At 74.3% G+C, this 26,828-nt stretch carries 27 protein-coding genes; 15 read left to right on the plus strand and 12 right to left on the minus strand.

The features are described from left to right. Positions 1 to 49 precede the first annotated feature (49 nt). Positions 50 to 955 (plus strand): Gfo/Idh/MocA family protein, encoded by a 906-nt coding sequence (locus ACFYZS_RS26405; protein WP_389017369.1) that lies wholly within the window; start codon positions 50 to 52, stop codon positions 953 to 955. On the opposite strand, the gene lnt is transcribed toward ACFYZS_RS26405, so the two are convergent. From lnt to ACFYZS_RS26430, 5 genes are all read right to left on the minus strand, one after another. Continuing rightward, positions 900 to 2,507: an apolipoprotein N-acyltransferase gene (gene lnt, locus ACFYZS_RS26410; protein WP_389017372.1), complete on the minus strand. Its 1,608-nt coding sequence runs from the start codon at positions 2,505 to 2,507 to the stop codon at positions 900 to 902. The genes ACFYZS_RS26405 and lnt overlap by 56 nt on opposite strands. A gap of 169 nt (positions 2,508 to 2,676) precedes the next feature. Then, positions 2,677 to 3,147, minus strand: a complete 471-nt coding sequence (locus ACFYZS_RS26415; protein ID WP_389017375.1) for a nuclear transport factor 2 family protein — start codon at positions 3,145 to 3,147, stop codon at positions 2,677 to 2,679. A gap of 69 nt (positions 3,148 to 3,216) precedes the next feature. Continuing rightward, positions 3,217 to 3,393 (minus strand): hypothetical protein, encoded by a 177-nt coding sequence (locus ACFYZS_RS26420; RefSeq protein WP_099893904.1) that lies wholly within the window; start codon positions 3,391 to 3,393, stop codon positions 3,217 to 3,219. A 124-nt stretch (positions 3,394 to 3,517) separates the two neighbouring features. Beyond that, a complete protein-coding gene (locus ACFYZS_RS26425) occupies positions 3,518 to 4,396 on the minus strand; it encodes an undecaprenyl-diphosphate phosphatase (RefSeq protein WP_389017378.1) in 879 nt (292 codons plus the stop codon). Positions 4,397 to 4,444: 48 nt separating this feature from the next. Beyond that, positions 4,445 to 5,170 (minus strand): TVP38/TMEM64 family protein, encoded by a 726-nt coding sequence (locus tag ACFYZS_RS26430; RefSeq protein ID WP_389017382.1) that lies wholly within the window; start codon positions 5,168 to 5,170, stop codon positions 4,445 to 4,447. A gap of 49 nt (positions 5,171 to 5,219) precedes the next feature. On the opposite strand from ACFYZS_RS26430, the gene ACFYZS_RS26435 reads away from it, so the two are divergent. The 5 genes from ACFYZS_RS26435 (at position 5,220) to ACFYZS_RS26455 (ending at position 9,273) form a co-directional block, all read left to right on the plus strand. Then, complete coding sequence (locus tag ACFYZS_RS26435; RefSeq protein ID WP_389017385.1) at positions 5,220 to 5,936, plus strand: DNA alkylation repair protein; 717 nt, start codon at positions 5,220 to 5,222, stop codon at positions 5,934 to 5,936. A 52-nt stretch (positions 5,937 to 5,988) separates the two neighbouring features. Continuing rightward, positions 5,989 to 6,120, plus strand: a complete 132-nt coding sequence (locus ACFYZS_RS26440) for a hypothetical protein (RefSeq protein WP_389017388.1) — start codon at positions 5,989 to 5,991, stop codon at positions 6,118 to 6,120. 93 nt (positions 6,121 to 6,213) lie between these two features. Then, the gene (gene tuf, locus ACFYZS_RS26445; RefSeq protein WP_389017391.1) at positions 6,214 to 7,395 is read left to right on the plus strand and encodes an elongation factor Tu; all 1,182 of its coding nucleotides are present in this window, start codon (positions 6,214 to 6,216) and stop codon (positions 7,393 to 7,395) included. 94 nt (positions 7,396 to 7,489) lie between these two features. After that, positions 7,490 to 8,335: a patatin-like phospholipase family protein gene (locus ACFYZS_RS26450; RefSeq protein ID WP_389017394.1), complete on the plus strand. Its 846-nt coding sequence runs from the start codon at positions 7,490 to 7,492 to the stop codon at positions 8,333 to 8,335. A 146-nt stretch (positions 8,336 to 8,481) separates the two neighbouring features. Then, positions 8,482 to 9,273: a spermidine synthase gene (locus tag ACFYZS_RS26455; RefSeq protein WP_389017879.1), complete on the plus strand. Its 792-nt coding sequence runs from the start codon at positions 8,482 to 8,484 to the stop codon at positions 9,271 to 9,273. On the opposite strand, the gene ACFYZS_RS26460 is transcribed toward ACFYZS_RS26455, so the two are convergent. Beyond that, on the minus strand, positions 9,260 to 10,585 hold the full coding sequence (locus ACFYZS_RS26460) for an MFS transporter (RefSeq protein WP_389017397.1): 1,326 nt from the start codon (positions 10,583 to 10,585) through the stop codon (positions 9,260 to 9,262). The genes ACFYZS_RS26455 and ACFYZS_RS26460 overlap by 14 nt on opposite strands. Before the next feature lie 94 nt (positions 10,586 to 10,679). Then, on the minus strand, positions 10,680 to 11,714 hold the full coding sequence (locus ACFYZS_RS26465; protein WP_389017400.1) for a hypothetical protein: 1,035 nt from the start codon (positions 11,712 to 11,714) through the stop codon (positions 10,680 to 10,682). Between the two features lie 96 nt (positions 11,715 to 11,810). Between ACFYZS_RS26465 and ACFYZS_RS26470 the strand changes: the two genes are divergently transcribed. The 4 genes from ACFYZS_RS26470 to ACFYZS_RS26485 all read left to right on the plus strand — a co-directional run bounded on the left by ACFYZS_RS26470 (position 11,811) and on the right by ACFYZS_RS26485 (position 15,951). Continuing rightward, positions 11,811 to 12,263, plus strand: coding sequence for a DUF4442 domain-containing protein (locus ACFYZS_RS26470; RefSeq protein ID WP_181382609.1), 453 nt, complete (start codon positions 11,811 to 11,813; stop codon positions 12,261 to 12,263). A gap of 137 nt (positions 12,264 to 12,400) precedes the next feature. Further along, entirely contained in the window at positions 12,401 to 12,601 is a 201-nt protein-coding gene (locus ACFYZS_RS26475; protein ID WP_389017882.1) for a DUF2191 domain-containing protein, read from the plus strand. 128 nt (positions 12,602 to 12,729) lie between these two features. After that, a complete protein-coding gene (locus ACFYZS_RS26480) occupies positions 12,730 to 15,246 on the plus strand; it encodes a beta-glucosidase (protein WP_389017404.1) in 2,517 nt (838 codons plus the stop codon). A 57-nt stretch (positions 15,247 to 15,303) separates the two neighbouring features. Then, entirely contained in the window at positions 15,304 to 15,951 is a 648-nt protein-coding gene (locus tag ACFYZS_RS26485) for a DedA family protein (RefSeq protein WP_389017407.1), read from the plus strand. 67 nt (positions 15,952 to 16,018) lie between these two features. Here the strand turns inward: ACFYZS_RS26485 and ACFYZS_RS26490 are convergent, their stop codons facing one another. Then, entirely contained in the window at positions 16,019 to 16,570 is a 552-nt protein-coding gene (locus ACFYZS_RS26490) for a gamma carbonic anhydrase family protein (RefSeq protein WP_030158329.1), read from the minus strand. 137 nt (positions 16,571 to 16,707) lie between these two features. Here ACFYZS_RS26490 and ACFYZS_RS26495 point away from each other — a divergent pair, with 137 nt between their 5' ends. Beyond that, positions 16,708 to 17,478, plus strand: coding sequence for an acyltransferase (locus ACFYZS_RS26495; protein ID WP_389017410.1), 771 nt, complete (start codon positions 16,708 to 16,710; stop codon positions 17,476 to 17,478). 6 nt (positions 17,479 to 17,484) lie between these two features. Here the strand turns inward: ACFYZS_RS26495 and ACFYZS_RS26500 are convergent, their stop codons facing one another. Beyond that, complete coding sequence (locus tag ACFYZS_RS26500; protein WP_389017413.1) at positions 17,485 to 18,351, minus strand: EamA family transporter; 867 nt, start codon at positions 18,349 to 18,351, stop codon at positions 17,485 to 17,487. A 94-nt stretch (positions 18,352 to 18,445) separates the two neighbouring features. Further along, on the minus strand, positions 18,446 to 18,850 hold the full coding sequence (locus ACFYZS_RS26505) for a CoA-binding protein (protein WP_389017885.1): 405 nt from the start codon (positions 18,848 to 18,850) through the stop codon (positions 18,446 to 18,448). Between the two features lie 98 nt (positions 18,851 to 18,948). On the opposite strand from ACFYZS_RS26505, the gene ACFYZS_RS26510 reads away from it, so the two are divergent. The 3 genes from ACFYZS_RS26510 (at position 18,949) to ACFYZS_RS26520 (ending at position 23,872) form a co-directional block, all read left to right on the plus strand. Next, the gene (locus ACFYZS_RS26510; protein WP_389017416.1) at positions 18,949 to 19,575 is read left to right on the plus strand and encodes a YigZ family protein; all 627 of its coding nucleotides are present in this window, start codon (positions 18,949 to 18,951) and stop codon (positions 19,573 to 19,575) included. Between the two features lie 122 nt (positions 19,576 to 19,697). Beyond that, entirely contained in the window at positions 19,698 to 20,864 is a 1,167-nt protein-coding gene (locus tag ACFYZS_RS26515) for an exonuclease SbcCD subunit D (RefSeq protein ID WP_389017419.1), read from the plus strand. Continuing rightward, entirely contained in the window at positions 20,861 to 23,872 is a 3,012-nt protein-coding gene (locus tag ACFYZS_RS26520) for an AAA family ATPase (protein WP_389017422.1), read from the plus strand. Before ACFYZS_RS26515 ends, ACFYZS_RS26520 begins: the two co-directional genes overlap by 4 nt. Positions 23,873 to 23,891: 19 nt before the next feature. On the opposite strand, the gene ACFYZS_RS26525 is transcribed toward ACFYZS_RS26520, so the two are convergent. After that, positions 23,892 to 24,338: an Lrp/AsnC family transcriptional regulator gene (locus ACFYZS_RS26525; protein WP_389017425.1), complete on the minus strand. Its 447-nt coding sequence runs from the start codon at positions 24,336 to 24,338 to the stop codon at positions 23,892 to 23,894. A 94-nt stretch (positions 24,339 to 24,432) separates the two neighbouring features. Here ACFYZS_RS26525 and ACFYZS_RS26530 point away from each other — a divergent pair, with 94 nt between their 5' ends. Then, entirely contained in the window at positions 24,433 to 24,960 is a 528-nt protein-coding gene (locus ACFYZS_RS26530; RefSeq protein ID WP_389017427.1) for a rhodanese-like domain-containing protein, read from the plus strand. Between the two features lie 99 nt (positions 24,961 to 25,059). Here ACFYZS_RS26530 and ACFYZS_RS26535 read toward each other — a convergent pair whose 3' ends face one another. Further along, positions 25,060 to 26,775, minus strand: coding sequence for a DUF885 domain-containing protein (locus tag ACFYZS_RS26535; protein WP_389017430.1), 1,716 nt, complete (start codon positions 26,773 to 26,775; stop codon positions 25,060 to 25,062). Positions 26,776 to 26,828: the final 53 nt, after the last annotated feature.

Genomic DNA, 26,828 nt, shown 5'->3' on the forward strand with positions numbered 1-26,828 from the left:
CAGGGATTAAGCTGCGGAAGTCCCACAAGGATCTACCTGGAGGTTCCTGGTGAAGGTCGGCGTCATCGGACTCGGCGACATCGCCCAGAAGGCGTACCTGCCCGTCCTCACCTCCCGCCCGGGCGTGGAACTGCACCTGCAGACCCGGACCCCGGCCACGCTGGAGCGGATCGGGGAGATCCACCACGTGCCGGCGGCCCGCCGCCACACCACCCTCGACGCCCTCCTGGCCGAGGGCCTCGACGCGGCATTCGTCCACGCCCCGACGGCCGTTCACCCCGAGATCGCGGCGCGACTGCTCGAAGCGGGCGTGCCGACGTACGTGGACAAGCCGCTCGCCTACGAGCTCGAGGACTCACGACGGCTCGTGGAACTCGCCGAGGAGCGCGGGGTCTCGCTCGCCGTCGGCTTCAACCGCCGCCACGCACCCGGCTACGCGCAGTGCGCCGAGCACCCGCGCGACCTGATCGTCATGCAGAAGAACCGGGTCGGACTGGCCGAGGGCCCGCGGACCTTCGTCCTCGACGACTTCATCCACGTCGTCGACACCCTGCGCTTCCTGCTCCCCGGCGAAGCCGACCACATCGACGTCCGGGCCCAGGTCCGTGAAGGCCTGATGCACCAGGTCGTCCTCCAGATGTCGGGCCCGGGCTTCACCGCGCTCGGGATCATGAACCGGCTGTCCGGCTCCACCGAGGAGATCCTCGAAGTATCGGGGCAGGACACCAAGCGGCAGGTCGTCAACCTCGCCGAGATCATCGACCACCGCGGCCAGCCGACCGTGCGGCGCCGCGGGGACTGGGTCCCGGTCGCCCGCCAGCGCGGCATCGAGCAGGTCGTGGACGCCTTCCTGGAGTCCGTCGCGGCGGGCAGGACGCTGAGCGCGCGCGACGCGCTGCTCACCCACGAGCTGTGCGAGCGGGTGGTGTCGTCGGCTCTGGAGCAGGCTTCCTGAGCCTGAGCGTCCTGAGCCCCTCGACCGCGCAGTACGCCGCCAGCAGCGCGATGCAGGCGCCCACGGGCCAGTCCCCGAAGCGGACGTAGTACGTCGAACCGCCGGCGAGCGGGACCTCGTACACCTGTGCCGCGCGCGCCGAGGTGGACAGGGCCGGGCCGATCCGCTCGCCGGACGGGCCGTACACCGCGCTGATGCCGGTGAGGGTGGCGTGCACCATCGGGCGGCCGTCCTCGGCGGCGCGCAGGGCGGCGAGCGAGGCGTGCTGCGCGGGGGCCCAGCTGTGCTGGAAGCTGGAGGTGGCCGACTGTGCGATCAGCAGGGCCGCCCCGTCGCGGGTGAGGCGCCGGCTCATGTCGGGGAAGGCCGACTCGAAGCAGACCAGCGGGCCGATCCGGACACCGGGCCGCCCCGGCAGGTTCATCAGGACCGGCTCCGCGCCGTGCCTGCGGTCCTCGCCGGCGGCCTTGCCGACCGAGGTGGCCCAGCCGAGCAGCGACCGGGCCGGTATGTACTCGCCGAAGGGGACCAGGCGCATCTTGTCGTACCGGTCGCCGGTCGGCCCGCCGGGGCCGACGAGGACGGAGCTCTTGTAGATGCCGCCCCCGGGGGCCGTCGTGGCCGCCGCGGCGACCGGTGTCGTCACCGGGCCTTCCGCCGGGCCCGCGGGCCGCCGGGCATCGACGTTGACCAGCAGCGGAGCCCCGACCTCGGTGGAGAGCGCGGCCAGCCGTCGGGCCAGGTCCGGACGCTCGGCCAGGTCCGCCCCGACGCTGCTCTCGCCCCACACCACCAGGTCCACGCGCTGCCCGGCCAGCGTCCGCGTCAGCCCTTCCCCGGCGGCGAACCGCTGCTCGGCGCTGTCCGGGCCGTCCGCCACCAGGCCCGGCTGTACGACGGCCACGCGCAGGGTGCCCGACACCTCGGGCCGCGGCACCCACAGCCACACTGCCCCCGTCAGCACCACGCACCCCGTCACTCCCGCCACCGCCGGAACCCGGGCCGCCGGCACGCAGATCAGCAGCACCAGCGCGCAGTTCACCGCCACCACCAGCAGGCTCACCAGCCACACCCCGCCCACCGAGGCCAGCCGCAGCGCGGGGGGCACCTGCCACTGGCTGGCCCCCAGCAGCCCCCACGGCCCGCCCAGCCCCTGCCAGGACCGGGCCAGCTCGGACAGCAGCCAGCCCGCCGGTACGAGGAGCAGCGCGGCCGCCGCCCGCCCCGGATCCGGGACCCCGCCGAGGAACTCCCGCACCAGCAGCGCCCAAGGGATCCAGAGCAGCCCCACCAGGGCCGCCACGGGCAGCAGGAACACGTGCAGGCTGGGCAGCAGCCAGTGGTGGACCGCGATGATGAACCCGGCGCCGCCCAGCCAGCCCTCCAGGGCCGCGCGCCGCCCGGTCGGCGCCGACCTCAGCAGCAGCATCCAGGGCACGAGGGCCACGTACGCGAACCACCAGAGCGCGGGGGCGGGGAAGGCGAGGCACGGCAGCGCTCCGGCGGCGACCGCGGCCGCCGCCCGCCGGTACCGGATCCGCTTCGCGACCATGGAGCGCCTCCGCTTCCAGTGTGGAACAGGGCCTTCCGGACGGCCTTCCGGGCGGCCTTCCGGGCGGCCTTCCGGACGGCCTTCCGGGCGGCCTTCCGGGCGGCCTTCCGGGCGGGCAGGGTGGATCCGCCGGGGCGGAGGCGGATCCGCCTTGGCCGTGTCTTGTGGATCAGGCCGTCATGTGCCGCCATTTCTCGTGGACGGTGACGCCCGTGAGCAGCCAGCCGCCGTCGGGCGTGCGGGCGAGGCCGAAGGTGTAGCGGCCGGCGGCCACGAAGTTCGGCGCGGTCACCGTCCCGTCGAACTCCGGCCCGGCGAGCCGCATCGGATTGAGGAAATCGGCCCGTACCTCGGCCCGGTCGCCGGGCCAGCCGCCCCGGTCCTCCAGCCGGATCAGCCGGTTGACGATGAGGTGCTGGCGCACCGGGAAGAGCGCCATGGTCTGCGCGAGCCAGTCCGCGACCTCGGCGGCCGGGCCCTCGATCCCGCCCGCGGAGCTGTAGTCGGCCCGTCCCGCGGGTGTGAACAGCGCGCGGTACGCCGCCCAGTCGCCGTCGTCCACGGCCACCGCGTACCCCGTGACCACCTCGTCGATCGCCATCCGGTCCATCACCGTGGCGAGGTCCACACGCTGAGTCATCGGGTCAGTGTGGGGGCGCGGGGCGGCGAGGCCAAGGGGCGTGCGCGGTCCGGATCCGCGCGCGGTGGATCAATGACCGGAATGCGCCTCCCGCTGCCGGACCACGACGAGGAACGCGTCGGTGGCCAGGTCCATCACCACCTCGGCGGGCACGCCCTCGCGCATCCGCTCCGCCGCGTACTCCTCGGCGGGCCAGCTTCCCCTCGGACTTCCGGCCGGAAACCGCTCCAGCACCACTCGACCCATGGGACACCCCCTGCTGTTTGCCTTCCGGTCTCTTCAGGTCTCTCCAGGCACAACGACGCGGAGGCCGCCCGGGAACGTTCCCGAGCGGCCTCCGGTTCACGCGAAGCGGTGAGCGGCGGTGGTGTCAGCCCGCCGACTCGGCGGCGAAGGGACTGAGCACGCCCATGCCGATCAGCACGAACAGCGCGATGCCCAGGGCGATCCGGTAGACCACGAAGGGCATGAAGCTCTTGCTGGAGATGAACTTCATGAACCACGCGATGACGGCGTAGCCCACGAAGAACGCGATGACCGTGGCGAAGATCGTCGGCCCCCAGGTGATGTGCCCCGGGCTCTCGATCACGTCCTTGATCTCGAACGCGCCCGATGCCAGCACGGCGGGGATGGCGAGCAGGAACGAGTAGCGGGCGGCCGCCTCGCGCGTGAAGCCCAGCAGCAGACCGCCGGAGATCGTCGCACCGGAGCGGGAGACGCCCGGGATCAGGGCCATCGCCTGGCACAGACCGAAGATCAGGCCGTCCTTGACGCCCAGTTCCTTCAGCGTCTTGCGCTCGCGGATGGCGCGGTGCCGGCCCCCCTCCTCGTCGCGGGCGGCCAGCCGGTCCGCGATGCCGAGGACGACGCCCATCACGATCAGGGTGGTCGCGGTCAGCCGGAGGTCACGGGCCGGGCCCGTGATCTGGTCCTTGAACGCGACGCCGAGGACACCGATCGGGATCGATCCGACGATCACCAGCCAGCCCATCTTGGCGTCCTGCTCCGAACGCAGCGAGGCGTTGAACAGCGAGCGGAACCACATGGAGACGATCCGTGCGATGTCCTTGCGGAAGTAGATCAGCACGGCGGCCTCGGTGCCGATCTGCGTGATCGCGGTGAAGGCCGCGCCCGGGTCCTGCCAGCCGGCGAATGCCGCGGTCAGCCGGAGGTGGGCGCTGGAGGAAATCGGGAGGAACTCCGTAAGCCCCTGGACGAGACCGAGGATTAGGGATTCGAACCAGCTCATGTCGGGGTGCGCTCGTCCTTGTGATCGTCGGGCAGTTCGGGTCCGATGCTAGGGCCCGTGGGGAGCGGCGCTGACCACAGGGGGGTGCACGGGCGCCGGATCGCGCGTTTCGCACGCCGGTTCGGACGTCAGCCGGTGCCGCCCCCGCCATCCGACGACCGCGGCCCCGACCGCGGAGAGGGCGATGAAACCGAAGGAGGCGAGGAAGGCGGGGGAGTCCGGGGAGGACGCGCTCGCGCCCGCGACCACGTACGCGGCGGTGTTCGGGACGACGCCGATCGCCGTCGCGAGGAGGAAGGGCAGCCAGCCGCAGCGGGACACCGCCGCGCAGTAGTTGGCGACCGCGAAGGGCAGGCCGGGGAAGATCCGGACCGCCAGCATCGAGCGGAAGCCGTGCCGGGCCAGCTGGTCGTCGGCCGCCCGGAGCCAGCGGCCGCGCAGCAGCGGCCGTACGGCGTCGCGGCCCATCATCCGGCCCAGCCCGAAGGAGATCCCGGCGCCGAGGACCGAGCCGGCGACCGCCGCGGCCAGGCCGAAGGGGATCCCGAACACGGCGCCCGCCGCGAGGTTGAGCAGCGGGCGCGGCACCAGCGCCGCCGTCGCCACCCCGTACGCGGCCGCGAAGAGCAGGACCGCCGCGCCGACCGGCAGGCCCGGGGGCCAGCCCTCCGAGAGGATGCGCTGGGGCTCGTACAGCACGACGCACACGCCGGCCGCCGCCAGCAGCACGACGAGCAGCGACAGCCGGGTCCACGGCGCGAGGAGGAGGGACATCCGGGGAGACTAGCCGACGAATGCGGCGCCCCGCCGTAATCTGGGCCTCATGCGGCCGAACGACCAGCGACCCCCGAAGGTCCCGCGCAGCGCCCTCGCGGACACCCTCGTGGAGCGCCTGACCGCGGCGTACGCGGCGGCCGCCGACCCGGAGCAGGCCAGGTCGATGGCCGCGTACATGAAGGACGTCGCGCCCTTCCTCGGCATCCGCACCCCGCTGCGGCGCGAGCTGTCGAGAGCGGTGACCGAGCGGACCGCCAAGCCGGCGGAGGCGGACGTCGAGGCGCTCGTGCTGCGATGCTGGGAGCTCCCCGAGCGCGAGTACCACTACTTCGCGGTGGACTACCTGCGCCGCCACGTCCGGGTCTGCTCCTCCGGATTCCTGCCGGTGGTGCGCCGGCTGATCGTCACCGTCCCGTGGTGGGACACCGTCGACCTCCTCGCGGCGCACGCGGTCGGCCCGCTCGTGGCCGCCGATCCGCGGCTCAAGGCCGTGATGGACGCGTGGATCGGGGACGAGGACCTCTGGCTCGCCCGCACCGCCCTCCTCCACCAGCTGCGCCACAAGTCCGCGACGGACACCGGACGCCTCTTCGCCTACTGCCGCAGCCAGAGCGGCCACCCGGACTTCTTCATCCGCAAAGCCATCGGCTGGGCGCTGCGCGAGTACGCGAAGACGGACCCGGACGCGGTCCGCGCCTTCGTCGAGGCGGAACGGGACTCCCTCTCCCCGCTCTCGGTGCGCGAGGCACTCAAGAACCTCTGACGGCGCGGTAATTCGTTCGACGCGGCGGGGGCGGTCCGGCAGGATCGGGGGCATGTCCCGGTACGCCTTCCTCGCCGCACCGTCCGCAGTCGCGGACGCGCCGAAGGCTGCCGCTTTCCTCTTCGAGGCATTCGAGGCATTCGAGGCAACCGCCTTCGCCGCATTCGACGGCGCACGAAGCTGACCCTTCCCGGATCGTCCGGCGGACCCCGCAGGGGGAGGGTCGGTCCGCCTCAGGGGTCCCCTTCGAAGCTTCGGAAGCACTCGGGAAGACATCATGGCCAAGACGGCCTTCGTGCGCACCAAGCCGCACCTCAACATCGGCACCATGGGTCACGTCGACCACGGCAAGACCACCCTCACCGCCGCCATCACCAAGGTCCTCGCCGAGCGCGGCGGCGCCTCCTTCGTGCCGTTCGACCGCATCGACCGGGCCCCCGAGGAGGCCCGGCGCGGCATCACCATCAACCTCACGCACGTCGAGTACGAGACCGACACCCGGCACTACGCCCACGTGGACATGCCCGGGCACGCCGACTACGTCAAGAACATGGTCACCGGCGCCGCCCAGCTCGACGGGGCGATCCTCGTCGTCTCCGCGCTCGACGGGGTCATGCCGCAAACCGCCGAGCACGTGCTCCTCGCCCGGCAGGTCGGCGTCGACCACATCGTCGTCGCGCTCAACAAGGCCGACGCCGGGGACCCCGAGCTCATCGACCTCGTCGAGCTGGAGGTCCGCGAGCTGCTCACCGCCAACGGCTACGGCGGCGACGGCGCTCCCGTCGTACGGGTCTCCGGACTCGGCGCGCTGGAGGGCGACCCGCGCTGGACCGGGGCGATCGAGGCGCTGCTCGACGCCGTGGACACGTACGTGCCGATGCCGGTGCGCTACACGGACGCGCCGTTCCTGCTGCCGGTGGAGAACGTGCTGACCATCACCGGCCGCGGCACGGTGGTGACCGGCGCCGTCGAGCGCGGCGGCGTCCGCACGGGCGACCGCGTCAGCGTCCTCGGCGGCGACGGCGAGCCCGTCGAGACCGTGGTGACCGGCCTGGAGACCTTCGGCAAGCCGATGGAGTCCGCCGAGGCCGGGGACAACGTCGCGCTGCTGCTGCGCGGGGTGCCGCGGGACGGCGTACGCCGCGGGCAGGTGGTCGCCGCGCCCGGCAGCGTCGTGCCGAAGCGCCGCTTCACCGCGCGGGTGTACGTACTCGCCGCGCGGGAGGGCGGCCGGACGACTCCGGTGGCCTCCGGCTACCGGCCGCAGTTCTACATCCGCACCGCCGACGTGGTGGGGGACGTGGACCTCGGCGCGGCCGGGGTGGCCCGGCCGGGGGAGACGGTCGAGATGACCGTCGAGCTCGGACGGGACGTACCGCTGGAGCCGGGGCTCGGGTTCGCGATCCGCGAGGGCGGGCGGACCGTGGGCGCGGGGACGGTCACGGCCGTGCTCGACTGAGGCACTGCCCGCGGTGCGGCCCCCACCGTGGTGGCGGCGGCCCGGTTGCGCCAGACTGCCGTCACCACGGGCGTACGGAGAGGGGCGGACCGGGATGAGCGGCGATACGGCACTGGTGCTGGGCGGCGGGGGACTCACCGGCATCGGCTGGGAGGCGGGGATCCTGTACGGGCTCGCGCAGGCGGGCGCGGACCTGACCGCCGCCGACCTCGTCGTCGGCACCTCCGCCGGCTCGGTGGTGGGCGCCCAGCTCACCTCCGGGCTGCTCACCCCGCGGGAGCTGTACGAGCGCCAGCTCGGCGATCCCGTGGGCGAGGCCGTCGCCCGGCTCGGGAAGGGACTCATCGCCCGGTACGCCGTGGCGATGGTGCGCTCGCGGGACGCGGAGAGCTACCGCAGGAGGGTCGGCTCCCTCGCGCTCGCCGCCGACACCGGCGAGGAGGCGGACCGGCGCAAGGTGCTGGAGGCCCGGCTCGTCTCGCACGCCTGGCCCGAGCGCAGGCTCGTCGTCACCGCCGTCGACGCGCTGACCGGCGAGCTCGCGGCCTTCGACCGGGAGAGCGGGGCCGCCCTGGTCGACGCGGTATCGGCGAGCTGTGCGGTGCCCGGGGTGTGGCCGCCGGTCACGGTCGGCGGGCGCCGGTTCATCGACGGCGGGATCCGGTCGGCGACCAACGCCGACCTCGCCTCGGGCTACCGGCGGGTGGTGATCCTCGCGCCGATGGCGCTCGGATCCGGACTCGTCCCCTCCCCGGCCGCCCAGGCGGCCCGGCTGCGCGAGGCGGGGGCGCGGGTGCTGCTGATCACCCCGTCCGCGCAGGCCCGCAAGGCCTTCGGGCGCAACGTCCTGGACCCGGCGCGGCGGGACCCGGCGGCGCGGGCCGGGCTCGCGCAGGCCGCCGAGCACGCCGCGGAGGCGGCCGAGGTCTGGGCGGACTGACCCGCCGTCTGCCGCCCGCCGCCCGCCGTCTGCCGCCCGCCGTCTGCCGTCTGCCGTCTGCCGTCTGCCGTCTGCCGGACAATGGTGCGGTGAGCGACGAACAGATCCCGGTCGTCCGGGACGTGGGCCAGGGCACCGCCAGACTGATGCCGGACGTGGACCGGGAGCGGGCCTGGCTGCTGACCGTCGACGGTGCGCCTCAGTCGTACGTGGACCTCGACGATCCCGGGCACCTGGAGTTCGAGTACGTACGCCGGCTCGGGCACGTCCTCGACAGCGTGGCCGAGCCCGGGGCCGCGCTGGACCTGCTGCACCTCGGCGGCGGGGGGCTGACGCTGCCCCGCTACGCGGCGGCCACGCGGCCGGGATCCCGGCAGGCGGTCGTGGAGTTCGACGCCGCACTCGTGGAGCTGATCGCGGAGCACCTGCCGCTGCCGGCCGGCTCGGGTGTCACCGTGCACGCCGCCGACGCGCGGGCCTGGCTGGAGGACGCGGCCGCGGACAGCGCGGACGTGCTCGTCGCCGACGTCTTCGGCGGCTCGCGGGTGCCGGCGCAGCTGACCTCCGTGGAGTACGCGCGTCAGGCGGCGCGGGTGCTGCGGCCGGACGGGGTGTACGCGGCGAACCTGGCCGACGGGGCGCCGTTCGGCTTCCTGCGGGCCCAGCTCGCCAACTTCGGCGCGGTGTTCGGGGAGCTAGCACTCGTCGCGGAGCCGGGGGTGCTGCGCGGTCGGCGGTTCGGGAACGCCGTACTGCTCGCCTCGGACGCGGAGCTGCCGGTGGCCGCGCTGTCGCGCCGGTGCGCGGCGGACGCGTTCGCGGCCCGGGTCGAGGCGGGGGCAGCCCTGGCCCGGTTCATGAAGGGGGCCGTGCCGGTGGCCGACGCGGACGCCCAGGCCTCGCCGGAGCCGCCGGAGGGCGCCTTCAGCCTGGGCTGACGCCGGTGGACTCGGCCGCCGGTCCGGGAGCGGCGGCGGTCGGGACCGAGGCGGCCTTCGGGGGCGCGGGCTTGCGGGTCATCCGGCGTACGTCCGGGACGAAGAGGACCGCCGCGGTGCCCAGCACGACCAGCGCGGCGCAGCCCCACAGGGCCGAGGTGCGGCCGAAGGCGGACTCGACGGGACCGGCCACGGCGGTCGCCAGCGGGAGCATCGACACCGAGCCGAACCAGTCGTAGGCGGAGACCCGGGAGAACTTCTCCTCCGGGATCTCCTGGTGCATGGTCGTCATCCAGTTCACGCCGAACACCTCGATGGCCGTCCCGCTGACGAACATCACCGCGCACAGGCCCCACACCGGCAGCGGGACCGCCAGACCTGCCGACGGCAGCGCCAGCGGGAACACGCACAGCGTGCCGACCAGCAGCAGGCGCCGCGGTTTCCACACCATCATCAGGACGGCGCCGGCGATGGTGCCGATGCCGAAGAAGCCCAGTGCCAGGCCCCAGGGGGCCGGTCCGCCCAGCTGGTCCCGGGCGACCAGGGGTCCGTACACCGCCTCCGCGGCGCCGACGACGGCGACGACCACGGAGAACTGGAGCACGATGCTCCACAGCCAGGGCCGGGTCCGGAACTCCACCCAGCCCTCGCGCAGGTCCGCCAGGAGACCGCCGCCGGGAGCCCGGTCGGCGACATGGCCGACGTCGAGGAAGGCGCGCATCGCCCCGGCGACGGCGAAGGCGGCGGCGTCCACGGCGAGGACCCAGCCGGGGCCGATCGCGGCGATCATGGCGCCGCCGAGGGCCGCGCCGCCGATGCCGGCCCCGTTCATGGCCATGCGGAACAGGGCGAAGGCGCGGTTGGCGTGCTCCGCGGAGACGCTGGAGAGCAGCATGCCCTCGGCGGCCGGGTTGAAGAAGGCCTGGCCCGTGCCGCAGAGCGCGGTGAGCAGCATCATCTGCCACAGCTGCGGGTGCCCGGTCAGGACGAGGACGGCGAAGGCGGCCTGCGAGACGCAGTTGAGGGCGTTGGCCGCGACCATCACGCGGTGGCGCGGCAGCCGGTCGGCGAGCGCCCCGCCTATGAGCAGGAAGAGGACGAGCGGGAGCGTACGGGCCGCCGCCACCAGGCCCACGTCGCCACCGGACCCGCCCGCCTCCAGGACGGCGAAGGCCGAGGCGATGAGCGCTCCGTGGCTGCCGAGGTTCGTCACGACCGCGGCGCCCGTGAGCAGGGTGTAATTGCGGCCCGCCCAGGCGGGCCGGCGGCGGTGTGCGGTCGTGCGGGACGGTGCGGTGGGGGGAGAGCTCACCCCCGGACTATCCACGCCCCGGGCCGAGAATCCAAACGGATTACGGTCCGGGGCGCGGAGTGGGGCGAATGGTGCCGAAGGGGTCGGCGGTCGATCAGCCGTTGCTGGCGGTCCCGTTGAGGCGCACCGAGCTGAGGATCTTGTCCATCGTCTCCTGGGGGACCTCGCCCGGAACTCCGGTGACGCTGTAGAGGATCCAGCTGGAGAAGTCGCCGTTGGCGGTCTTGAAGCTGAAGGCGATGGACTTGCCGTCGGTGGTGCACTTGTCCTGCTTGGGCACGCCGGTCGCCGTCGCGGTCGCCATGTGGCCCTTGAGGCCCGAGGAGGTGGTGTACTCCTTCGGCTCCGAGACCTTCACGGTGCCCTTGGGCGCCTTCTGCGCGTACGCGGCGAACGCCCAGTTGCCGGCCTCGTTCTTCACCGCCTCGGCGGTGTCCTTGGCGCCCTGGCCGCCCTTGGTGCCGGTTCCGGCGAGTCCGGTCGACTCCTCACGGCCGTCCTTGTTGGAGTCGACCTTGCACCAGTCCTCCTTGAGGAAGGCCGGCGCGGAGAAGGTGGTGAGCGGCATGCCGTCGTTCTTGCTCGCGTCCTCGAAGCCCGAGATGACGCCGGCGCTCGCTACGTTCCACTCCGGGGGGACGTCGAAGGCGGTGCCGTACTTGGGGTTGAGGACGACCTTCCAGCCCGGGACCACGGGCTTGACCTCGCCGCCGGCGCGCGGGTTGGCGCCGGGGGAGGCCGGGGCCTGGGGCGTGGCCGCGGCCGAGGAGGACGCGGCGGGCTTGTTGTCGGCCACGTCGTTCTTCTTGTCGTCCCGGGTCAGGACGAACGCACCGGTGCCGGCCGCCGCCACGATGACCGCGGACGCGGCGACGATGGCCACGGTCTTCGTCGAGAAGGGGCTCCCGCCGCTCTTCGGCGCCGGCACGGGCTGCTGGGGCTGGCCCCAGGGCTGGGTGGGCGGCTGGGGCTGGTAGCCGGCCTGCGGGTATCCGTAGCCGGGCTGCTGCTGGTAGGGGTTCGGCTGCTGTCCCGGCTGCGCCGGCTGCCCCTGCTGCTGGTACGGGTTCTGATGCGCGTCCTGAGGGTTCTGCTGTCCCCCGGGCGGCTGCTGCTGTCCTGGCCACATGGCCGGTAACGATAGTGGGAGTCGGTGTCGGGAGGCACGTCCGCCCCATGTGAAGGTCTGGCCAAGGGTGTCTACTCGCGGGTAACATCGGATCCCATGAGCGCAGATCAGATGAACGTGGGCGAACTGCTCGCCGCGACGGTGCCGATGGCCCGGACCCTGAACCTCCAGTTCCTGGAGACCACCCCCGAGCGCGCGGTCGTCCGGCTGCCGGACCAGCCCGACTACCACAACCACGTGGGCGGCCCGCACGCCGGAGCCATGTTCACCCTCGCCGAGTCCGCGAGCGGCGCGATCGTCCTGGCCGCCTTCGGCGACCAGCTCTCGCGCGCCGTGCCCCTCGCCGTCAAGGCCGAGATCGGCTACAAGAAGCTCGCCAAGGGCGTCGTGACCGCCACCGCCACCCTCGGTCGCCCGGCCGCCGAGGTCATCGCCGAACTCGACGCGGGCGGCCGCCCCGAGTTCCCCGTCACCATCGCCATCCAGCGCGAGGACGAGGCCGTGACGGGCGAGATGACCGTCGTGTGGACCCTGCGCCCGAACGCGTAGCCGCGCACAGGCCGGCGCGCCCGCCGGCCGGGAACCCGCCCCGGGGACGAACATCCAGGTCCGGGGCGGGTTCCGTGTTTTCGCGGGCGGGGGCGCGGGCAGGGCTGGAGTCCGCGCGCGACGAACCGGAGGTGGCCGTGGCCAAGGTCGACATCAAGCTCGACGCAGAGCTGGTGGTGGAGGTGATGGTCCTCGCCGGGATCGGTTCGCCCCAGGACGCCGTGGAGGCCGTCGTACGGGACTACATCGCGCGCGGGCACCGCACCGAGGCGCGCGTACAGGCGCAGGACGGGCCCCGCCGCGAGGCCGACGTCCGGGAGCAGCCGCCGCAGGGCTGAACCTGCCCCCGGCGGTGGCGCGTCCGGCCGGTCCCGGGCGGGGCGGCGGCGCACAGTGGACGGCGGGAGCGGTCCGGCGCGGGCCGCTCCCGCCGACCCGACCCGAGCCGCAGCCGCAGGGAGCGCCCATGAGCGAGGCCGTGTCCAGACGCCGCGCGATCGGGCTGCTCGGGGCGGTGGGAGCCGCCCTGGGAGCGGGCGGCTGCGTGGCCGCGGTGCCTCCCGGCGGAGCGGTCCCGCGCAAGGCCTCGGCATCGGCCGCCGCGACCGGGGCCGCCGCCGCCCGGCCCGGCAGCGCAGCCCGGATCGACGCCCTGCTGGAGCGGCTCACCCTCGAGGAGAAGACGGCCCTGCTGCACGGCGCCCCGGACCCCGCTCCGCTCGGCCAGGCCGGGTACGTCCCCGGAGTACCGCGCCTGGGCATCCCGGCGCTGCGGCTCGCCGACGGGCCCGCCGGGGTGCGGGTCGCGAGGCCCGCCACCGCACTGCCCGCCCCCGTCATGCTCGCCTCCGCCTTCGACCCGGCGCTGGCCCGCGAGTACGGCAGGGTCATCGGCCGCGAGGGCCGGGCGCTCGGCCAGGACGTGCTCCTCTCGCCGATGGCCAACCTGATCCGCACTCCCTACGCCGGGCGGAACTTCGAGACCTTCTCCGAGGACCCCCGGCTGACCGCGGACCTCGTCGCGGAGGTGGTCCGCGGCATCCAGGACGAGGGCCTCATCGCCACCGTCAAGCACTTCGCCCTGGGCAACCAGGAGCAGGGCCGCGACACCGTCGACGCCGTCGCCGCCGAACAGACCCTGCACGAGACGGAGCTGCGCGGTTTCGAGGCCGCCGTCGCGGCCGGGGCCGGCGCCGTGATGGGCGCGTACAACAAGGTCAACGGCACGTACGCCTGCGAGAACAAGCCCCTGCTCGACGAACTGCTGCGCGGGCGCTGGGGGTTCGGCGGCTGGGTGATGTCCGACCGGGACGCGGCCCACAGCACCGTCGCGGCCATCGGCGCCGGCCTGGACATGGAGATGCCCGGCGGCACCCACTTCGGCGCCCCGCTCCAGCAGGCGGTGCGCGCGGGGACCGTCCACGAGGACGCCGTGGACCTGGCGGTACGCCGGATCCTGGTCACCATGGACCGGTTCGGCCTGCTCGCGGGGCGCCCGCCGGCCCGGCCCGCCCGCGACGCCGCCGCCGGGGCCCGGGTCGCGCGCAAGGTCGCCGCCGCGGGCGCCGTACTGCTGCGCAACGAACGCGCGACCCTGCCGCTGACCGGAGCAGCCGCCCGCTCGATCGCGGTGATCGGACCCACCGGGCAGGTGCCCTTCGTCGGTGGCGGCGGCAGCGCGCACGTGGTCCCCGAGCGGGCTCCCGGCCCGCTCGACGCGATCAGGCGGCGCGCCGGCGACGGCAGTACGGTGCGCTACGCGCTCGGCGAGGACCTGTACGGCCGCCCGCTCCCGGCGCGGCTGCTCAACCCGGCCGCCGACCTGGCCGACCGGCGCGTGGAGGCCGGGCGGAGCTGGAGCCACCAGGGCGAGTTCACGCTCGCCGCGGACGAGGAGTGGACGCTGCTCGTCCACTACACCGGGAAGCGGCCCGGCGTGCGCCTCGACGGAGAGGAGCTCTTCCCCGTCCGGCCGGGCGCGGCCGAGCAGTTCGCCGGCGGACTCCTCGGTGCGGCGCCCGACGGGCTCGCCGTCCGCCGCCGCACCCTCACCCTCACCGCGGGCACGCACCGGCTGGCCGTCTTCGCCGAGGGCGGGGCCAAGGGCCAGCGGTTCCGGCTGCGGCACACCACGAACGCGACCCGGGCCGCCGATCTCGCCGAGGCCGTGAAGGCCGCCGAGCAGGCACACAGCGTCGTGCTGTTCGCCTACGAGGACGCCACCGAGGGAACCGACCGGACCTCCCTGGGGCTGCCGGGCGGCCAAGCGCGGCTGATCGAGGCGGTCGCCGCCGTGAACCCCCGCACCACGGTCGTGCTGAACACCTCCTCCAGTACCACCATGCCGTGGCTCTCCCGTACCGGAGCGGTCCTCCAGATGTACTACCCGGGCCAGGAGGGCGCCGCGGCCACCGCCGACCTCCTCTTCGGGGACGTGGACCCGGGCGGCCGGCTCACCCAGACCTTCCCGGCCGACGAGCAGGCGACCCCGGTCGGCGGTGACCCGCTGCGCTACCCGGGGGTGGGCGGGCGGCAGGAGTACGCCGAGGGCGTGCACGTCGGGCACCGCTGGTACGACGCGCAGCGGGTGGCCCCGCTGTTCCCGTTCGGGCACGGGCTCTCGTACACGACGTGGGAGTACGAGAACCTGAGCGTGCGGCCGGCGCGCGGCGGGCTGCGCGTGGAGTTCACGGTCCGCAACAGCGGGAGCCGCAAGGGCACCGAGGTCGCCCAGGTGTACGTGGGCCCGTCCGCGGAGCTGAAACTCGACCAGCCGGTGCGCGCGCTGGCCGGCTACCGGCGGCTCACCCTGGCCGCCGGCGAGGCGCAGCGCGTGGTCCTGGACATCGACGCCCGCGCGCTGTCCTCCTGGGACCCCGAAGCGCACGCCTGGGTGCCGGGTCCGGGCCGTCGTGAAGTGTTCGCGGGCCGTTCCTCGCGCGAACTCCACCTGACGGCCAAGGCTGTGGTCACCAGCAGATAGGCTGCCCGTTCGGCGTGTCACAGCGGATGCGCCGCCGCGACTCGGGAGGACGTACCGGTGCACATCCAGGAATGGCTGGAGACGATTCCGGCGGTCAGCATCTATCTCCTGGTGGGTCTGGTCATCGGGCTGGAAAGCCTCGGCATCCCGCTGCCGGGAGAGATCGTCCTGGTCAGCTCGGCGCTGCTGGCCTCGCAGCACGGCGAGATCGACCCCGTGGTCCTGGGGATCTGCGCGTCGACCGGCGCGATCGTCGGCGACTCGATCGGCTATGCGATCGGGCGCAGGGGCGGCAAGCCGCTGCTGGAGCGGCTCGGGCGGCGCTTCCCCAAGCACTTCGGGCCGCAGCACGTGGCCCAGGCGGAGCGCGCGTTCGAGAAGTGGGGCATGTGGGCCGTCTTCTTCGGGCGGTTCGTGGCCCTGCTGCGGATCTTCGCGGGTCCGCTGGCCGGTGTCCTGCACATGCCGTACTGGCGGTTCCTCGTCGCGAACATCCTCGGCGGGATCCTGTGGGCCGGCGGCACCACGGCCGTCATCTACTCGATCGGCATCGTCGCGGAGCCGTGGCTCAAGGGCTTCTCGTGGGTCGCGCTGGTGCTGGCGCTGGTGATCGGCCTCACGGTGACGCTGGTGCTGCGCAGCCGCATGAAGAAGGCGGCCGCCTCCGCGGACGCGACGGAGACGGCGGCCGCCGCGGCGGAGTAGCCGGCCGCCGACCCGGGGCCGGACGTCCTCCGGCCGCGGGGCGCCGGGCGCGGGTGCCCGCGTACGGCTACTGCGGGGGCTGGACGGCGGCGCGGTGCTGCTTGGCCAGGTCCGCGTACATCAGCGCGTTGACCTTGATGCCCTCGCGCTCCTCGTCGGTCAGCTCGCGCCGCACCTTGGCCGGCACGCCCGCGACCAGCGAGCCGGGCGGGACCACCATGCCCTGCGGGACCAGCGCCTGCGCGGCCACCAGCGAGCCGGCCCCGATCACCGCGCCGTTGAGGACGGTGGCGCCCATGCCGATGAGGCAGTCGTCCTCGACGGTGCAGCCGTGCACCACGGCGTTGTGGCCGATGGACACGCGCTCGCCGATCGAGACCGGGAACCCGGGGTCGACGTGCAGTGTGCAGTTGTCCTGCACGTTGCTGTCCGCGCCGAGCGAGATCGGGCCGCAGTCGGCGCGCAGCACCGCCGAGTACCAGATGCTCGAGTTCGGGGCCATCGTGACGTCGCCGACCACGACCGAGGTCGGTGCGGCGAAGGCCGTGGGGTCGATCTGCGGGCTCTTGCCGCCCACGCCCGCGACGAGTGCCTGGCCCCGGTCCGCGTGATACGTCATGTTCTCTTCCTCAGTCCTGTGTGCTGGAGTGCCCTGTGTGTCGCGCCAGGGGCACGGTAGGGCACGGGCCCGGTCCGATCGGCGATGGGGTGAAGATCACGGCGCGCTCCGGGCCCCCGGGGCGTTACGGTGACCCGGTGCCGAAGAACCAGAACACGTTCTCATCGCTGACGGCCCTGCGCCGCAGGCTCGCCAACCGAGTGGTCCACGCCGGCTGGCGCTGGATGCAGCAGGCCGGCGCGGTCACCGCGCAGACGCCCGGCAGGCTCCGCTTCGGCGCGATCGGGCACGGCACCCGCCTCGCCTTCCCCCAGGGAACGGTCTTCGGCGAGCCGTGGATCCGCCTCGGCGACCACTGCATCATCGGCGAGCAGGTCACGCTCACGGCCGGGATGATGCCCGGCCTGGACCTCGGCACCGAGCCGGTGCTGGTCCTCGGCAACGGGGTCGTGCTCGGCCGGGACACCCACGTCATAGCCGACACCCGGATCACGATCGGCGACGACACCTTCTGCGGGCCCGGGGTGTACATCACCTCGACGAACCACAGCTATGACGATCCGCACGAGCCCGTCGGCAAGCAGTGGCCGCGCAGCGCCCCGGTGGAGATCGGCTCCGGCTGCTGGCTCGGCACGGGCGCGGTGATCCTGCCGGGGGCGCGGCTCGGGCGCAACGTGGTGGTGGCCGCGGGGGCCGTCGTACGGGGCGAGGTGCCGGACCACGCGGTGGTGGCCGGGGCGCCCGCGCGGATCGTCCGCCGGTGGCAGCCGGAGACGGGCTGGCAGCCGCCGCTGCGGACCCCGGCGCCGGTGCCGATCCCGGAAGGGGTGACGCCGGAGCAGCTGCGTGCGGTGGCGCTGCTGACGGAGGCCGAGGAGCGCTCGGCGGACACGCACTGGACCGCCTAGGGGTGTCTAGCCCGCGGCGAGCAGAACCGTTCCGGCGAGCGCCAGTCCGGCGCCGGCCGCCTGGACGGTCCGCAGCCGCTCCTTGAGGACGACGAAGGCGGCGAACGCCGTGATCACCGGGTAGAGCGAGGACAGCACGGCGGCCACGGTCACCGGCCCGTTCTGGGCGGCCACGGAGTACGTGCCGTTCGCCGCGACGTCGGCCAGGCCGACGAAGGCCAGCGCGGGCAGCAGCCCCCACAGGATCCGCGGGCCCGTCCCCGCCGGCAGGGCCGGGGTGCCGCGCCGGGTCCGTACCCACAGGGCGGCGCCGCCCGCGGCCACGTTGGTGACCCGCTGGACGAACAGCGCGAGGAACAGCCCGGTGACGCTGCTCGACGCCTGCGCGATCAGGGCCATCACCGCACCGAAGCCGAAGGCCGCGGTCAGGGTGAGCACCACCGCCCGGCGCTGTACCGGCGCACCGCGCAGCTCCGGGCCGCCCGCGAGGACGATCCCCGCGACGGCCACCGCGATCCCGGCGAACTGCCCGGGCCCCGGCCGCTCGCCCAGCGCCAGCCCGGCCGCGACGGGCACGACCACCCCGAGCGAGCCGAGCGGCGAGACCACGCCCATCGGGCCGAGCGCCAGCGCCTTGTAGAAGCTGAGCATGGCGACCGGGCCGACCAGGCCCGCCCCGACCGCGAACCACAGCTGTGGCCCGGCCTCCCGCCAGGCCCCCGTACCCAGGACGACCGCGCCGAGCGCGACCACGGCGAGGACCTGGGAGGCCACGACCACCGTGAGCGCCGGCAGCCGGCGGGTCAGCAGCCCGCCGCCGAAGTCGGCGAGACCCCACAGCAGGGCTGTGGCCAGGGCGAAGAGGGCGGTCATGGCAGGGGCCTCGCAGTACGGGAAGTGCAGCCGGAACACCCTGCACGGTAGTTCAGGCGCACCCCGCCGCCGCGGACGGGTCGGGGGAGGCCCCTCAGAGCGCCGGGATCTCGATGGCGGGGCAGACGTCCATCACCATGTCCAGACCGGCCTCGCGGGTGCGGGCGCAGGCGGCCTCGTCGATCACGCCGAGCTGGAACCAGACGGCGTCCGCCCCGGCGGCCACGGCCTCGTCGGCGACGGCCCCGGCCAGGTGGCTGTTCACGAAGACGTCCACCACGTCCACCTTGAACGGGATCTCCGCGAGCGAGGCGTAGCCCTGTTCGCCGTGGACCGTCTCCGCCTTCGGATGCACGGGCACCACCCGCTTCCCGAACCGCTGGAGCGTGCGGGCCACCCCGTAGGCCGCCCGGTCCCGGTTGTTGGACAGCCCCACCACGGCCCAGGTGTCGCCGAGCTCGGTGAGGATCCTGCGGATGGTTGCCGGGTCGCCGTACACGGTGCCGCCTCCTGTTGCCTTCACGGTGCGGCCGGTCCTCCGGCCCGCACCGTGACCAACCGAAAGGACGCATGTCCGATTCCCCGTAGGGTGGAGCGGTGAAGGCAGACCAGTACGTGACGGTGGCCCGGGAGGGCCTGCACGAGGCGGAGATCAACCGCTCGCGCTTCCTGTGCTCGCTCGCGCCCGCCGCGACGGAGCAGGAGGCGCAGGAGTTCATCGCGCGCGTCCGCAAGGAGCACCCCACCGCCACGCACAACTGCTTCGCGTACGTCATCGGGGCCGACGCCGCCGTCCAGAAGGCCAGCGACGACGGGGAGCCCGGCGGCACCGCCGGGGTGCCCATGCTGCAGATGCTGATGCGCCGGGACGTGCGGTACGCCGTCGCCGTCGTCACCCGCTACTACGGCGGCGTGAAGCTCGGCGCCGGCGGGCTCATCCGGGCCTACGGGGGCGTCGTCGGCGAAGCCCTCGACGAGCTCGGCACCGTCACCCGGCGGCGCTACCGGCTGGCCACCGTCACCGTGGACCACCAGCGGGCCGGCAAGACCCAGAACGACCTGCGCTCCACCGGCCGCACCGTGGTGGACCTGCGCTACGGGGCCGCGGTCGAGATCGAGGTCGCCCTGCCGGAGGCCGACCTGCCCGCCTTCGAGGCCTGGCTCGCCGACAGCACGGCCGGGAGCGCCACGCTCACCCTCGGCGGGGAGACGTACGCGTCCTGAGGACGGGGCTCGCGGGCCCCGGTGACGCGTTAGCGTAGAGGGGCTCAGCGAGCGGGAGACGATCGGGACGACCAGGGGGACGGAAGAAACATGTGCGGCGAGACGTCCGGCGGGGCCGGCGAGTGAGGCTCCTGCACACCTCCGACTGGCACCTCGGCCGGTCCTTCCACCGCGTGAACCTGCTCGGGGCCCAGGCCGCCTTCGTCGACCACCTGGTCGAGACCGTCCGGGAGCACGAGGTCGACGCCGTCCTCGTCGCCGGCGACGTCTACGACCGGGCCGTGCCCCCGCTGCCCGCCGTCGAGCTGTACGACCAGGCCCTGCACCGGCTGGCCGACCTCGGCGTGCCCACCGTGATGATCTCCGGGAACCACGACTCCGCCCGCCGGCTCGGCGTCGGTGCCGGGCTGATCGGCCGGGCCGGGATCCACCTGCGGACCGACCCCGGGGGCTGCGCCGACCCCGTGGTGCTGGCCGACGTACACGGGGAGGTGGCCCTGTACGGACTGCCGTACCTGGAGCCCGCCCTGGTGAAGGACCGCTTCGGCGCGCAGAAGGTGAGCCACGAGGCGGTGCTGGGCGCGGCCATGGACCTGGTCCGCGCGGACCTCGCCGCGCGCGCCCCCGGCACCCGCTCCGTCGTCCTCGCACACGCCTTCGTCACGGGCGGACAGGCCAGCGACAGCGAGCGCGACATCGCCGTCGGCGGGGTCGAGGCCGTGCCCGCCTCCGTCTTCGACGGGGTGGACTACGCGGCCCTCGGACACCTCCACGGCTGCCAGACGATCAACGAACGGGTCCGCTACTCCGGTTCCCCGCTCGCCTACTCCTTCTCCGAGGCCGACCACCGCAAGACCATGTGGCTGATCGACCTCGGCCCGGCAGGGGAGATCACCGCCGAGCGCGTCGACACCCCCGTGCCCCGGCCGCTCGCCCGGCTCCGGGGGCGGCTCGACACGTTGCTGGAGGAGGCCGCGTACGCCGCGTACGAGGACTCCTGGATCGAGGCCACCCTCACCGACCCGGTCCGGCCCGAGGACCCGATGGCCCGGCTCGCCGCCCGTTTCCCGCACACCCTCAGCCTCGCCTTCGACCCCGAGGGCCGCGAGGAGTCCGGCGGGGCCTCGTACGCCCAGCGCCTCAAGGGCCGCAGCGATCAGGAGATCGCCGAGGACTTCGTCGCCCACGTGCGGGGCGGCGGGGTCGCCGACGAGGCCGAACGGGCCGTGCTCCACGGCGCCTTCGAGGACGTACGGGCGGACGACGGCCGGCAGGAGACCCGCCGATGAGGCTGCACCGGCTCAGGATCACCGCCTTCGGGCCCTTCGCCGAACCCCAGGAGATCGACTTCGACGCGCTGTCCGGCGCCGGCATCTTCCTGCTCCACGGCCCCACCGGCGCGGGCAAGACCTCCGTCCTCGACGCCGTCTGCTACGCCCTGTACGGATCGGTGCCCGGCCCCCGCCAGGCGCCCGGCACGAGCCTGCGCAGCGACCACGCCGACGCCGGGACCCCGACCGAGGTCACCCTCGAACTCACCGCGGGCGGGCGGCGCCTGGAGATCACCCGGCGCCCCGAACAGGACCGGCCGAAGAAGCGCGGCACCGGCACCACCAAGGACAAGGCGCAGAGCTGGCTGCGCGAGTACGACGGGGAGCACTGGCAGGGGCTCAGCCGCTCCCATCAGGAGATCGGCGAGGAGATCGAGCAGCTGCTCGGCATGAGCCGCGAGCAGTTCTGCCAGGTCGTCCTGTTGCCGCAGGGCGAGTTCGCCAGGTTCCTGCGGGCCGACGAGGCGGCGCGGGGCCGGCTCCTGGGCCGGCTCTTCGACACCCGCCGCTTCGCCGCCGTCGAGGCGCTGCTCGCCGAGCGCCGCCGGGCCGCCGAGGCCAAGGTCCGGGCCGGCGACGAAAAGGTGCTCGGCACCGCCCAGCGGCTCGCCCAGGCCGCCGGGGACAGCGCCGACCTGCGCGCCTGGCCGCTGCCCGGGCACCAGCCGGGCGATCCCGGGCTGGCCGGGGCGATCCGGGCCTGGGCCGCCGTCGCCCGCTGCTCCGCCCGCGAGCGGCTCACCGTCGCCGAGTACGCGCTCGCCGCCGTCGAGAGCCGGCACGCCGCCGCCCGGCGGGCCGCCGAGGAGGCGCGCGAGCTCGACCGGCTCCAGCGCCGGCACGCGGAGACGGCCCGCCGCACCGCGCTGCTCGCCGGGGCGGAGCCCGAGCGGGAGCGGGTCCGCGCCCTGCTGGACCGGGCCCGGCGGGGCGCCCTGGTGGCCCCCGCCCTGGAACTGCGCGGAGCCGCGTCGGCCGCCCACCTGTCCGCCGCCCACGCCGAGGCGGCCGCCCGGGCGGAACTCCCCCCGGCCCTCGCCGAGGCGGGCACCGAGCAGCTGTCCGCCGTCGAGCAGCGGCTGCGCGAGGACCTCGGCGCGCTCGGCGCCGCCCAGCGGTCCGAGCAGCGCAGTGCCGAGATCGGCCGCGAGCGGGCCACCCTGGAGCGGGAGGCCCGCGACACCGAGGAGCAGCTGCGGGACTCCGCCGACTGGCTCGCCCGCTGGGAGACCACCCGGACCGCGCTCGCCGAGCGGGTGGACGCCGCCCAGCAGGCCGCGACGCTGGCCGAGCAGCTCGCGGGGCGGCTGGAGCCGGCCCGTCTGCACCTGGCCGCCGCCCGGCGCCGCGACGAGCTGGACGCCGCAGCGGAGCGCGCCGAGGGCGAACTGCTCTCCGTGCGCGAGGAGTCGACGGCCGCCCGGGAGCGCTGGCTGGAACTCAAGGAGGCCCGGCTGCGCGGGATCGCCGCCGAGCTCGCCGAGGCGCTGGTGGCGGGGGAGGCGTGCACGGTCTGCGGATCGGCGGAGCACCCCGCTCCGGCGCGCCCGGCCCCCGGGCACGTGGACCGGGCCGCCGAGGACGCCGCCCACGCCCGCTACGAGCGGGCCGAGGAGAGCCGGGCCGCCGTCGAGCGCAAACTCGCCGCCGTCCAGGAGGCCCGCGCCGAGGCGGCGGCGGCCGCCGGGGAGGCCACCACCGCGGAACTCCTCGCGCTGACCTCGGACCTCAGCTCCCGGCACGCCGCCGCCCACGCGGCGGCCGCCGGGCTGCACTCCGCCCGGGAGCGGCTGGCCGGCGCCGAGCGCGAGCACGCCGTACGCAGCTCGGACCGGCTCGACGCCGAGCGCAGGGCCGCCGGCCGGGCCTCCCGGCGCGAGGCCCTGGACCAGGAGCAGGCCGCGCTGGAGGCCGAGCTCGCCCTCGTACGGGGGGACGCGCCCACGGTCGCCGCCCGCGCCCGGACCCTGGAGGACCGGGTCCGGATGGTCACCGGGGCGGCCGCCGCGCTGCGCCGGGCCGAGGACACCGCGGGCCGGCTCAAGGAGGCCGACGCCCAGCTCGCCGACGCCGCCTTCAAGGCCGGCTTCGACACCGTCGAGGCCGCCGCCGACGCGGTCCTGCCGGACTACGAACGCAGCGCGCTCCAGCGGAGGCTGGACGCCTGGCAGGCGGAGGAGGCCATGCTGGCGGACCGCCTCGGCGAGAGCGACACCGCCGCGGCCGCGGAGCTGCCCCCGGCCGAGCCGGACGCCGCCGGGGCGTACGAGGCCCGGGCCGCGGCGAAGCTTCGTACGGCAGGGTCCGCCGTGGACGCGGCCCGGGTGCGCTGCGCCGAGCTGGACCGGCTCTCCCGCCAGGCCGAGCAGGAGCTGCGCGCGCTCGGCCCGCTGCGCGAGGCGTACGACCGCGTGGCCCGGCTGGCCGGGCTGACGGCGGGCACCTCCGCCGACAACGAGCGCAAGATGCGGCTGGAGGCGTACGTGCTGGCCGCCCGCCTGGAGCAGGTCGCGGCCGCGGCGACGGTACGGCTGCTGCGGATGTCCGGCGGCCGCTACACCCTCGTCCACTCCGACGCCAAGGCGAGCGGACGCGGGCGCTCCGGCCTCGGCCTGCACGTGGTGGACGCCTGGACCGGCAGCGAGCGGGACACGGCCACGCTGTCGGGCGGGGAGACCTTCTTCGCCTCGCTCGCCCTGGCCCTCGGCCTGGCCGACGTGGTCACCGACGAGGCGGGCGGCATGCGCCTGGACACGCTCTTCATCGACGAGGGCTTCGGCAGCCTCGACGACCAGGCGCTCGACGAGGTGCTCGACGTACTGGACTCGCTGCGCGAACGGGACCGCAGCGTCGGCATCGTGAGCCACGTCGCCGACCTGCGGACCCGGGTCCAGGCCCAGTTGGAGATCGTCAAGCAGCGTGGCGGCTCGGTGGTCCGCCACCGCACCGCGTCCCTCGCCGACTGAGCGCCGGTCTCACGGGCGGTCATGGGCCGAGCGGGCGCCGGGACAGCGGCGAGGAGTACACGATGCTGGTGGTCACGGAACCGAGGCCCGAGATCCGGCCCGCGACCTCCTCCAGATGCCCCATCGAACGGGTGGCGACCTTCAGCACGAAGCAGTCGTCCCCCGTGACGTGGTGGGCCTCCAGGATCTCCGGGGTGGCCTCCAGCAGGTCGTGGAACGGCTTGTAGTTGCCGTGCGGATAGCGCAGCCGGACCAGCGCGAGGATGGACTTGCCCAGCTTCTCCGGGTCCACCACGGCCGTGTACCCGGTGATCACGCCGGCTTCCTCCAGGCGGCGCACCCGCTCGGTGACCGCGCTCGCGGACATCGAGACCGCGCGGGCGAGATCGGCGAAGCTGGCCCGGCCGTCCTCTTGGAGGGCCGTCAGAATGCGCCAGTCGGTGGCGTCAGGGGAATAGTCGGTCATGGGCCAGATGTAGCAGGGGAATCCCCGGCCGAACAAGGGGAAGGCCGTGGATAGACACTTCCCGGGATGATCAGCGGCTCGTAGATTCGGAGCCATGACGACGACACAGAACAGCGCCGCCCCGGCCACCGCCCCCGCTCCCGCCGCCAACCCGGTGCTCCGGGTTCCCCCGGCCGCCCCGGCCGCGGCCGCCGCCTACTTCGCCGCGAGCCTCGCCTTCCACGCGGACGTGTCCGACGTCGCCGCCGCCTTCAAGGCCCATCGCGAACAGGGTGCCGAGCTCGGCTTCCAGCTCGTCGACTCCCGCTCCACCCCGGCCTGGGACCAGGCCCACGTACCCGGCGCGGTCCACCTGCCGACCGCCCTCATTCCCGAGCAGGCCGGGCAGCTCCTCGACAAGAACCTTCCCGTGGTCACCTACTGCTGGGGCCCCGGGTGCAACGGAGCCACGCGCTCCGCGCTCGCCCTGGCCCAGCTCGGCTTCCAGGTCAAGGAGATGCTCGGCGGCATCGAGTACTGGATCCGCGAGGGCTTCGAGGTCGAGACCTGGCAGGGCAGCGAGCAGCGCGCCGAGGCGGACCCGCTGACCGCGCCGACCGACTCCGACGACTGCGGCTGCTGAGGTCCGACCTCGCACCCGGGTGCCGCGGACGGCGTACGCGCACGGGCCGCCCGCTCCCTCATGGGAGAGCGGGCGGCCCGTACGCGTGAGTGCGGTCGGTCAGAGCTTCGACAGCTCGTCCACCAGGTCGTCCAGGCCCAGGGAGCCCTGCGACAGCGCCGCCATGTGCCACTTCTTCAGGTCGAAGGAGTCCCCGTGCGCGGCGCGGGCGTTGTCCCGCCCGAGCAGCCAGGCCCGCTCGCCCAGCTTGTAGCCGATCGCCTGTCCCGGCATCGACAGGTAGCGGGTGACCTCGCTCTCGATGAAGTCCGCGGGCCGGCCGCTGTGCAGGCCGAAGAACTCCTGGGCCAGGTCCACCGTCCAGCGCTCGCCCGGGTGGAACGGCGAATCCGCCGGGATCTCCAGGCCCAGGTGCATGCCGATGTCCACGATGACCCGCGCGGCGCGCATCATCTGGCAGTCCAGGTAGCCCAGGCGCTGCTCGGCGTCCTTGAGGTAGCCCAGCTCGTCCATCAGGCGCTCCGCGTACAGCGCCCAGCCCTCGACGTTGGCGCTGACGAGGCCGACGCTGGCCTGGTAGCGGGAGAGCTGGTCCGCGACGTGCGCCCACTGGGCGAGCTGGAGGTGGTGGCCCGGAACGCCCTCGTGGTACCAGGTGGAGACCAGGTCGTACACCGGGAAGCGGGTCTGGCCCATCGTCGGCAGCCAGGTGCGCCCCGGGCGGGAGAAGTCCTCCGAGGGGTTCGTGTAGTACGGGGCCGCCGCGCCGCCCGGCGGGGCGATCATGGACTCCACGCGCTTCACGCGCTCGGCGAGCTCGAAGTGGGTGCCGTCGAGGTTCTCGATGGCCTCGTCCATGATGCCCTGGAGCCAGGCCCGCACCTCGTCGACGCCCTCGATGTGGGTGCCGTGCTCGTCGAGGTGGGCCAGGGCCTCCCAAGGACCCGCGCCCGGCAGGATCTTGGCCGCCTCGGCGTTCATCTCGGCGAGCAGCCGGTGGTATTCGGACCAGCCGTAGGCGTACGCCTCGTCCAGGTCCAGATCCGTGCCGTTGAAGTACCGCGACCAGCGGGCGTAGCGCTCGCGGCCCACCTGGTCCGGCGAGTCGGCCACGGCGGGCGCGTACACGTCGCGCATCCAGTCGCGGAGTTCGGCGACGGCCGCGGTGGCTCCGGCGGCCGCCTCCTCCAGCCCGGCACGCAGCGCCTCCGGGCCGCGGGACGCGAGTTCGCCGAAGAAGGCCTCTCCGCCGTCCGCGCCGTCGCCGTCCTCGCCCGCCCAGGTGGTGAGCTGGTCGATGAAGGTGGCGGTGGCGCGCGGGCCCCCGTACAGGCCGCGGTCCAGGCCGAGTCCGAGGCTCTCGCGGTAGCCGGCGAGGGCGCCGGGGACCGCGCGCAGCCGCTCGGCGATCGCGGCCCAGTCCTCGTCCGTGTCGGCCGGGGTCAGGGTGAAGACGTCACGGACGGCATGCGCGGGCGAGTGGATGTTGCTGACGGTCCGCAGGTCCTCGTCCGCCTCGTACACCGCCAGTTCGGCGGTGAGGCGCTCGCGCAGCAGGCGGCCGCAGCGTCGCTCGGCGTCGCTGTCCGCGCCGGGCAGCCGCTCGGCGGCGTCGAGGCGGGCGAGGGTGGAACGGGACAGGTCGGCGGCGGCCGCACGGCCGGCGGGCGAGAAGTCCGGGAGCCGGCTGGAGCACGCGGCGACACCGAGATAGGTGCCCGCGATCGGATCGATGGCAATGAGGTCGTCGACGTATGCGTCGGCGACCTGGCGGGGCAGCCGGGAGGCGCTGTCGCTGCGAAGGGTCTCTGACATGCGGCCATCTTCGTACGAGGGACGGCTCCGCGTCATCACCGTTCGCTGTCAGC

Source organism: Streptomyces sp. NPDC001903 (assembly GCF_042891345.1).
GTDB lineage: Bacteria > Actinomycetota > Actinomycetes > Streptomycetales > Streptomycetaceae > Streptomyces.

What these genes read in the sequence shown, in the direction of transcription:
- ACFYZS_RS26465 (WP_389017400.1), bottom strand. Translation starts at nt 11,714, where the DNA reads ATGTGGCCAGGACAGCAGCAGCCGCCCGGGGGACAGCAGAACCCTCAG.
- ACFYZS_RS26530 (WP_389017427.1), top strand. Translation starts at nt 24,433, where the DNA reads ATGACGACGACACAGAACAGCGCCGCCCCGGCCACCGCCCCCGCTCCC.
- ACFYZS_RS26450 (WP_389017394.1), top strand. Translation starts at nt 7,490, where the DNA reads ATGAGCGGCGATACGGCACTGGTGCTGGGCGGCGGGGGACTCACCGGC.
- ACFYZS_RS26480 (WP_389017404.1), top strand. Translation starts at nt 12,730, where the DNA reads ATGAGCGAGGCCGTGTCCAGACGCCGCGCGATCGGGCTGCTCGGGGCG.
- ACFYZS_RS26470 (WP_181382609.1), top strand. Translation starts at nt 11,811, where the DNA reads ATGAGCGCAGATCAGATGAACGTGGGCGAACTGCTCGCCGCGACGGTG.
- ACFYZS_RS26430 (WP_389017382.1), bottom strand. Translation starts at nt 5,170, where the DNA reads ATGTCCCTCCTCCTCGCGCCGTGGACCCGGCTGTCGCTGCTCGTCGTG.
- ACFYZS_RS26525 (WP_389017425.1), bottom strand. Translation starts at nt 24,338, where the DNA reads ATGACCGACTATTCCCCTGACGCCACCGACTGGCGCATTCTGACGGCC.
- ACFYZS_RS26455 (WP_389017879.1), top strand. Translation starts at nt 8,482, where the DNA reads ATGCCGGACGTGGACCGGGAGCGGGCCTGGCTGCTGACCGTCGACGGT.
- lnt (WP_389017372.1), bottom strand. Translation starts at nt 2,507, where the DNA reads ATGGTCGCGAAGCGGATCCGGTACCGGCGGGCGGCGGCCGCGGTCGCC.
- ACFYZS_RS26420 (WP_099893904.1), bottom strand. Translation starts at nt 3,393, where the DNA reads ATGGGTCGAGTGGTGCTGGAGCGGTTTCCGGCCGGAAGTCCGAGGGGA.
- ACFYZS_RS26500 (WP_389017413.1), bottom strand. Translation starts at nt 18,351, where the DNA reads ATGACCGCCCTCTTCGCCCTGGCCACAGCCCTGCTGTGGGGTCTCGCC.
- ACFYZS_RS26520 (WP_389017422.1), top strand. Translation starts at nt 20,861, where the DNA reads ATGAGGCTGCACCGGCTCAGGATCACCGCCTTCGGGCCCTTCGCCGAA.
- ACFYZS_RS26440 (WP_389017388.1), top strand. Translation starts at nt 5,989, where the DNA reads ATGTCCCGGTACGCCTTCCTCGCCGCACCGTCCGCAGTCGCGGACGCG.
- ACFYZS_RS26425 (WP_389017378.1), bottom strand. Translation starts at nt 4,396, where the DNA reads ATGAGCTGGTTCGAATCCCTAATCCTCGGTCTCGTCCAGGGGCTTACG.
- ACFYZS_RS26490 (WP_030158329.1), bottom strand. Translation starts at nt 16,570, where the DNA reads ATGACGTATCACGCGGACCGGGGCCAGGCACTCGTCGCGGGCGTGGGC.
- ACFYZS_RS26435 (WP_389017385.1), top strand. Translation starts at nt 5,220, where the DNA reads ATGCGGCCGAACGACCAGCGACCCCCGAAGGTCCCGCGCAGCGCCCTC.
- tuf (WP_389017391.1), top strand. Translation starts at nt 6,214, where the DNA reads ATGGCCAAGACGGCCTTCGTGCGCACCAAGCCGCACCTCAACATCGGC.
- ACFYZS_RS26415 (WP_389017375.1), bottom strand. Translation starts at nt 3,147, where the DNA reads ATGACTCAGCGTGTGGACCTCGCCACGGTGATGGACCGGATGGCGATC.
- ACFYZS_RS26535 (WP_389017430.1), bottom strand. Translation starts at nt 26,775, where the DNA reads ATGTCAGAGACCCTTCGCAGCGACAGCGCCTCCCGGCTGCCCCGCCAG.